This window comes from Bradyrhizobium sp. STM 3809 (assembly GCF_000239795.1).
GTDB lineage: Bacteria > Pseudomonadota > Alphaproteobacteria > Rhizobiales > Xanthobacteraceae > Bradyrhizobium.
The window spans coordinates 1-5695 of sequence record NZ_CAFJ01000728.1 but is presented as its reverse complement, the minus strand read 5'-3'; the positions used below and the strand labels follow the sequence as shown (position 1 = coordinate 5695).

Here is a 5695-nt window from a genome sequence, read left to right as displayed (position 1 = left end):
TCTCAAGGGCGAGGCGCCGGCTGGGCCTCATGGTTCGAGACGCGTCGCAAGGGCGACGCTCCTCACCATGAGGGTTTGGCGCCGATCTCCGCACGCGGCACCATGAGCAACCTGCTCTCGGAGAGAGTGGACCGATCGCCCCTCCGGATGCCGTCACGCCGCCATCGGCATCGCCAGCGTGTGCTGCTGCGCGGCCAGGCCTTGCGTGAACGCCACGTTCGACGCGCCGCCGTCGGTCAGCGAGGCGATCGCCTGGACGAAGCCCGACGCAGTGCCGGAAAGGTCGTTGACATCCGACGTCAGCTTCAGGCCCGACGACGTCGTGGTCGTCGCCGCCGCCACCTTCTTGGCGTCGCCGACATTGTCGATCGTGATCGTGTCACCGGCGGCCAGCAGGGTCGCGAGGCTGACCTCGAACGTGGTCTGCCAGTACTGGCCGGCCGCCGAGCCCCAGGGATTGCGGACCTGCAGCATGCCGTTGGCGCTGTTGTAGCCGTAGATCGACATCGCGTGGCTGGCGACCAGCGTGGTCTTGCCGGTCGCATCCTTGGCGTTGGTGTAGGACGACAGGATGACGTCGTCGCCGGCGGCAAGGCTGGCGGCGATCGTCGCCAGCACGCCCGAGGTCGCGTTGCCGGTGGTGTAGCTGGTCACGCCGAAGGACGAATTGTAGACCACCTTGCCCCAGGAGCCGCCCATCGCGCGGAAGTCGGTGATCTGGCTGGCGCCGGTGATCGCCTCGAGCGCGATCTCGGGCGCGCCGCCATTGCCGATCGTGGTGTAGGAGTTGCCGTAGTTGATGGAGTTGCCGGTGTAGACGCCGCTGGCCTGCAGCTCGGCATAGGCCTTCTCGGCGAGACTCGCCCAGATCGCATTGCCGCCATTGTTGAAGATGGTGCCGCCATTGGCGAGCGCGGTGTTGACGGTGACGTAGCGCGCGGTGCCGTTGACGTAGAAGCGCACGCCATAGGTGTTGTTGCCGTTGGCGGTGAACATCGAGGAGATGACCGACTGCTCCTTGTAGGCGACTTCGGCCAGGCCGGCGAGCAGGTAGCAGTCGCCCAGGTAGCCCTGGTTGATGTCGCTGATGCTGGCGCCGCTCGCGCCGAACAGCGCCTTGGTCGAGTTCGAATAGGAGACCGAGAACTGCGTGCTGCCGAGGATCACCTTCGACGACGGGAGGTCGGTGCCGAGGAACCATTTGCCGATCAGCTCGGCGAACTGCAGCTCGGTCGAGCCGGTGGCGAGGTTGCCGAGCGCCACGGAACTGGCGGCGCCGCCGGTCCAGGTCGCATTGGCCGCATTGCCGTTGACGAAGGCCTGCGTGATGGAGGTCAGGTAGCTCGACGTCGACACGCCGTTGTTGAGGTTGGCGGCGATCGTCTTCAGGTCCGCGAACTGGCTGGCGCTCAGCTTGGTCTTGGTCGCGGCGAGCGAGGCGTCGATATCGGTGAAGACCTTCAGCAGGCCGGCATAGGTCACCGTGCCGTTGGTGATGGCGGCCGTCATGTCGGCCTTGATCTGGGCGTTGGTGAGCGTGTTCACCCAGGCGGGCGCCGCGGTCTTGGTGGTGGTCGTGGCGGCGACCGTCGCGGTGGAGATCGTGGTGCTCCCGCTCGAGCTCGAGCTCGATGCGGTGGTCACCGTCGCGGCGACGCTGCAGAAATTGCCGTAGATCGCGATCGCCGCCGACGGGTCCGCGGCTGGTGCCGGGGCCGGCGCCACGGGCGCTGCGGCGGGCTGGTTGGCCAGCCAGAGCGGGGTGAGATCGGGAGAAAGCCAGCTGTCGTTCTCGAAGAAGCCGGTCTGGTCGCTGGTCTGGTCGGTCTGCGGCTTGCGTACGCCCTGCGGCTGGATCGGCATTGGTCGAGGCTCTCCGTGAACGATGTGGCTTGTCATGACCGCCTTCGCGGTCGGCTCGCCATCGTTCGCATCAGCCGTTGCGGCAAAGCTGCACGATCCGTTCGAATTTTAGAAATTTGTCGCGATCAGCTGTACCCTGCGGCCGTTCGGTCGGTAAGGATTTACGGATCGGCGGACAATGATACAGGGGCCGTATTAATACGGACGCGCGAGATCGAACTCACCTTCCGTGTTGGCGGTCGTGGGACAACGCCGTTGCTTCGACCCGCTCCAGTCATGGCGTCGCGCCAAGAGAGCGCAGCTCCGCGCGAGCCAGCGGCAGTCCGGCGAAGCCGTCGGGACACATCCTGACCGCCTCTGCGAGATGCTTCGCGGCACCAGCATCGTCTTTGGACGCCAGCGCAAGTTCGCCCACGAAGTAATTGGCCGCGCACACCTGTCCGGCACGCTTGCTCGGATTGGAATCTTCCGCCTTTGCCAACAGGTCTTCGGCGGTGATTTCACCCAAGTAGAACCGAATGATCGGTCCCGGCCAATCCGAGAGATTAAATTGCTTGGCGGCTTCGGCAAGACGGCTGGGCTGAGCGCTGCGTCGGCGTGCCACGTCAAGCCAGAGCTGAGTATAGCGATCCCTGGGATTCGGTTCGAGCGACTTGATGAAATCCTCTGCCGCTTCCTTCACCCGTTCAGTTTCGAGTTGGAGAAAGCCGCGACTGCGATACAAACCGGGATTGTTTGAATCGAACCCGATCGCCTGATCCAGGTCATGAATCGCCGCCTCAAGGTTTCCTCTGCGATGATGGACGACGGCAAGGCCGGCAAATGAAGATGCGCTTCGCGGATTGAGCTCGATCGCGCGATCGAAATCGGCGGCCGCACGATCAAGATCGTTTCTGTACAGCTGAGTTTCGCCTCTGCAGATATAGCCGTCGTCGCGCTTTGGAGCGATTTCGATCGCCTTGGCGCAATCGGTCAATGCACGATCGAGATCGCGCATGCCGCGATAAGCACAGCTACGCCCGACATACGCTTTGAGATTCTCCGGATGAACGACCAGGATTCGCCCGTAGTCGGCAACGGCACCATCGAAATCCCGCCTCGCAAAATGGAGAGCAGCACGTCCGTCGTAGGCGTCGACGTTCTTTGGATCCGTCGCGATGACTTTATCGTAGTCAGCGATCGCGGCATCTGTGTTGCGCTTGAGCCGATAGATGGATGCCCGGCGCAGCCGAGCAGCAACATGATCGGGCTCGCGCTCGATGAGCCAGTCGAAATCAGCCATCGCGAGATCCAGCTGGCCATTCAAGGCGTAAGCCTCACCGCGCAGGAGTCTGATAAGGCCATTGCTCACGTGCTTGGCGGCCGCCGCCTCGATGGCGGCTGTGCAGGCTGCGATACGCTCCTCAAGGCTTCCCGAGCGACCCGCACCACAGGCCACTTCAGCATTGACGCTGGTTGTCGGGCTCGTGACCCCGAAACCCAGCACCATCGCCGCGATCGCCAAGGTCCAAAAACGCGCCTGTCGCACAGCAAGTCCCTTCCCTACCGGGACCACGATACCAGCAGGGTTCCCGCGTGACAACGTCACGTCGCAGGCGGAGGCGTCAGCTACTTCGCCTCCGCGATCAGCGCCTGCAGCCTGACCAGCTCGGCCTCCAGATTGGCCTCGACATCCGCCGTCCTCACCTCGGTGACGCGATAGTCGCGGCTTTCCAGCCATGCCTTGCGCTGCGCGCGGTCGGCGACCACGCCCTCGCTCTCGTCGTCGCCCACCAGCTCGATGGCCAGGCGGTGGATGAAGGAGACGAAGTCCGGGATGTGGCGGCCGACCGGGGTCTGGCGCTTGAACTGGCCGGCGAAGCGGCGGTCGCGCGACAGGGCGTGCCACAGCGCGCGCTCGGCGTCGGTCGGGTTGCGGCGGAGCAGCCGGGCCAGGCCGCGCAGCGATCCGCGCGAGTCCGGCAGGTTGGCGACGGTGCCCTGCTCGGCGATCAGCGCACGCAGCCGGCTCGCCTGGGTGCTGTCGAGCACGCCGCCCTTGGCCGGGCCCTTGCGCCCCTCGGCGATCGCCATGACCACGCCGTGCAGCGTGTGCATGTCCTGCTTCGTCGGCTCCATGCGGAAGAAGATGTTGCGCAGGTTCACCAGCATGGTCTCGCGCTTCTCCGCGGGCCGCAGGAATTCGACCCGGTCGAGCTCGCGGACGAGGTTCTCTAAGAACGCCTCCATCTGCTCCTGGGTGGCGCGCTCCGAGCGCTCGGGCATCGCGAACGGCAGCGCGCCCGAGGTCACCAGCTTGAACCACTCGTAGCCCATCAGCAGCACGGCCTGGGCGAGGTTGAGCGAGGCGAAGCCCGGGTTGACCGGATAGGTGATGATGCGGTTGGCGCGGGCGACCTCCTCATTGGTCAGCCCCGAGCGCTCGCGGCCGAACAGGATGCCGGCCCGGCCGCCGGCCGCAATCTGCCCCTGCATCTCACGCGCGGCCGCCTCCGGCCCCATGACCGGCTTGGCCTGGTCGTGGGAGCGCGCCGTGGTCGCGAACACCAGGTCGAGGTCGGCGATCGCCTCCGGCAGGGTCTCGAACAACCGGACATGGTCGATGATGTGGTCGGCGCCAGCCGCCGCCCGCTGGGCCGCGATGTTCGGCCAGCCGTCGCGGGGATTGACCAGGCGCAGCTCGGTCAGCGCGAAATTGCCCATGGCGCGCGCGGCCATGCCGATGTTCTCGCCGAGCTGCGGCTCGACCAGGATCACCACCGGTCCTGCGATCTCCACGCCTGCCTTGGTCTTGTCGGTGCCCGACACGGGTCTGTCCTCACCTTCCATGTCACGTGAGGCGCGAACATGCGCGCGCCCCGCCCGCTCCGTTGGCCCGGCTGGCGAGAATTCTCAAGCAAAATAATCGGCTTAAGCCCGGATTTTGCAGTTTGAGCGAAACCGCAGGCAGTCGGCTCGCCGGCTTTGCCTACCGCATGAGCGGGCTGCGAAAATCAGCACCGTGCGCATACCGGGTGCGCTTCCGCCCGCGGTGCAGCAGTGCTATGACGCGCTTGATTTCACAAGCGCTTTCCATTCCTGGCGCGCTGTTCCCAAGAAGGCCCCATCGATCATGGCAAAAATCAAGGTGACCAACCCGGTCGTCGAGCTCGACGGCGACGAGATGACCCGGATCATCTGGCAGTACATCAAGGACAAGCTGATCAACCCGTTCCTTGAGATCGATCTGCAGTATTACGACCTGGGGATGGAGAGCCGCGACAAGACCAACGACCAGATCACGATCGATGCCGCCAACGCCATCAAGAAGGTCGGCGTCGGCGTCAAGTGCGCCACCATCACCCCCGACGAAGCCCGCGTGAAGGAATTCGGCCTCAAGGAGATGTGGAAGTCGCCGAACGGCACCATCCGCAACATCCTCGGCGGCGTCGTGTTCCGCGAGCCGATCATCTGCAAGAACGTGCCGCGCCTCGTCCCCGGCTGGACCAAGCCGATCATCATCGGTCGCCACGCCTATGGCGACCAGTACCGCGCCACCGACTTCAAGTTCCCCGGCAAGGGCACCCTGTCGATGAAGTTCGTCGGCGAGGACGGCACGGTGATCGAGCGCGAGGTGTTCAAGGCGCCGGGTCCGGGCATCGCGATGGAGATGTACAATCTCGACGATTCCATCGTCGATTTCGCCCGCGCCTCGTTCAACATGGGCCTGGCCAAGAATTACTCGGTGTACCTGTCGACCAAGAACACCATCCTCAAGGTGTATGACGGCCGCTTCAAGGATCTCTTCCAGGAAGTGTTCGACAAGGAGTTCAAGGACAAGTTCGAGGCCAAG

Annotated in this window: 4 protein-coding genes; 1 reads left to right on the top strand and 3 read right to left on the bottom strand. The window is 64.6% G+C overall.

Annotation, left to right across the window (positions count from 1 at the left end; translation table 11 throughout):
- Nucleotides 1-153: 153 nt before the first annotated feature.
- The 3 genes from BRAS3809_RS31375 to BRAS3809_RS31365 all read right to left on the bottom strand — a co-directional run bounded on the left by BRAS3809_RS31375 (nucleotide 154) and on the right by BRAS3809_RS31365 (nucleotide 4671).
- Nucleotides 154-1863: a C2 family cysteine protease gene (locus BRAS3809_RS31375; RefSeq protein ID WP_008966036.1), complete on the bottom strand. Its 1710-nt coding sequence runs from the start codon at nucleotides 1861-1863 to the stop codon at nucleotides 154-156.
- Nucleotides 1864-2137: 274 nt separating this feature from the next.
- The gene (locus tag BRAS3809_RS31370; RefSeq protein WP_170323359.1) at nucleotides 2138-3367 is read right to left on the bottom strand and encodes a tetratricopeptide repeat protein; all 1230 of its coding nucleotides are present in this window, start codon (nucleotides 3365-3367) and stop codon (nucleotides 2138-2140) included.
- A 104-nt stretch (nucleotides 3368-3471) separates the two neighbouring features.
- On the bottom strand, nucleotides 3472-4671 hold the full coding sequence (locus BRAS3809_RS31365; protein ID WP_008966034.1) for a TrmJ/YjtD family RNA methyltransferase: 1200 nt from the start codon (nucleotides 4669-4671) through the stop codon (nucleotides 3472-3474).
- Between the two features lie 304 nt (nucleotides 4672-4975).
- On the opposite strand from BRAS3809_RS31365, the gene BRAS3809_RS31360 reads away from it, so the two are divergent.
- Nucleotides 4976-5695: NADP-dependent isocitrate dehydrogenase (locus BRAS3809_RS31360; protein ID WP_035659750.1), on the top strand; the 720-nt coding region annotated here is incomplete at its 3' end.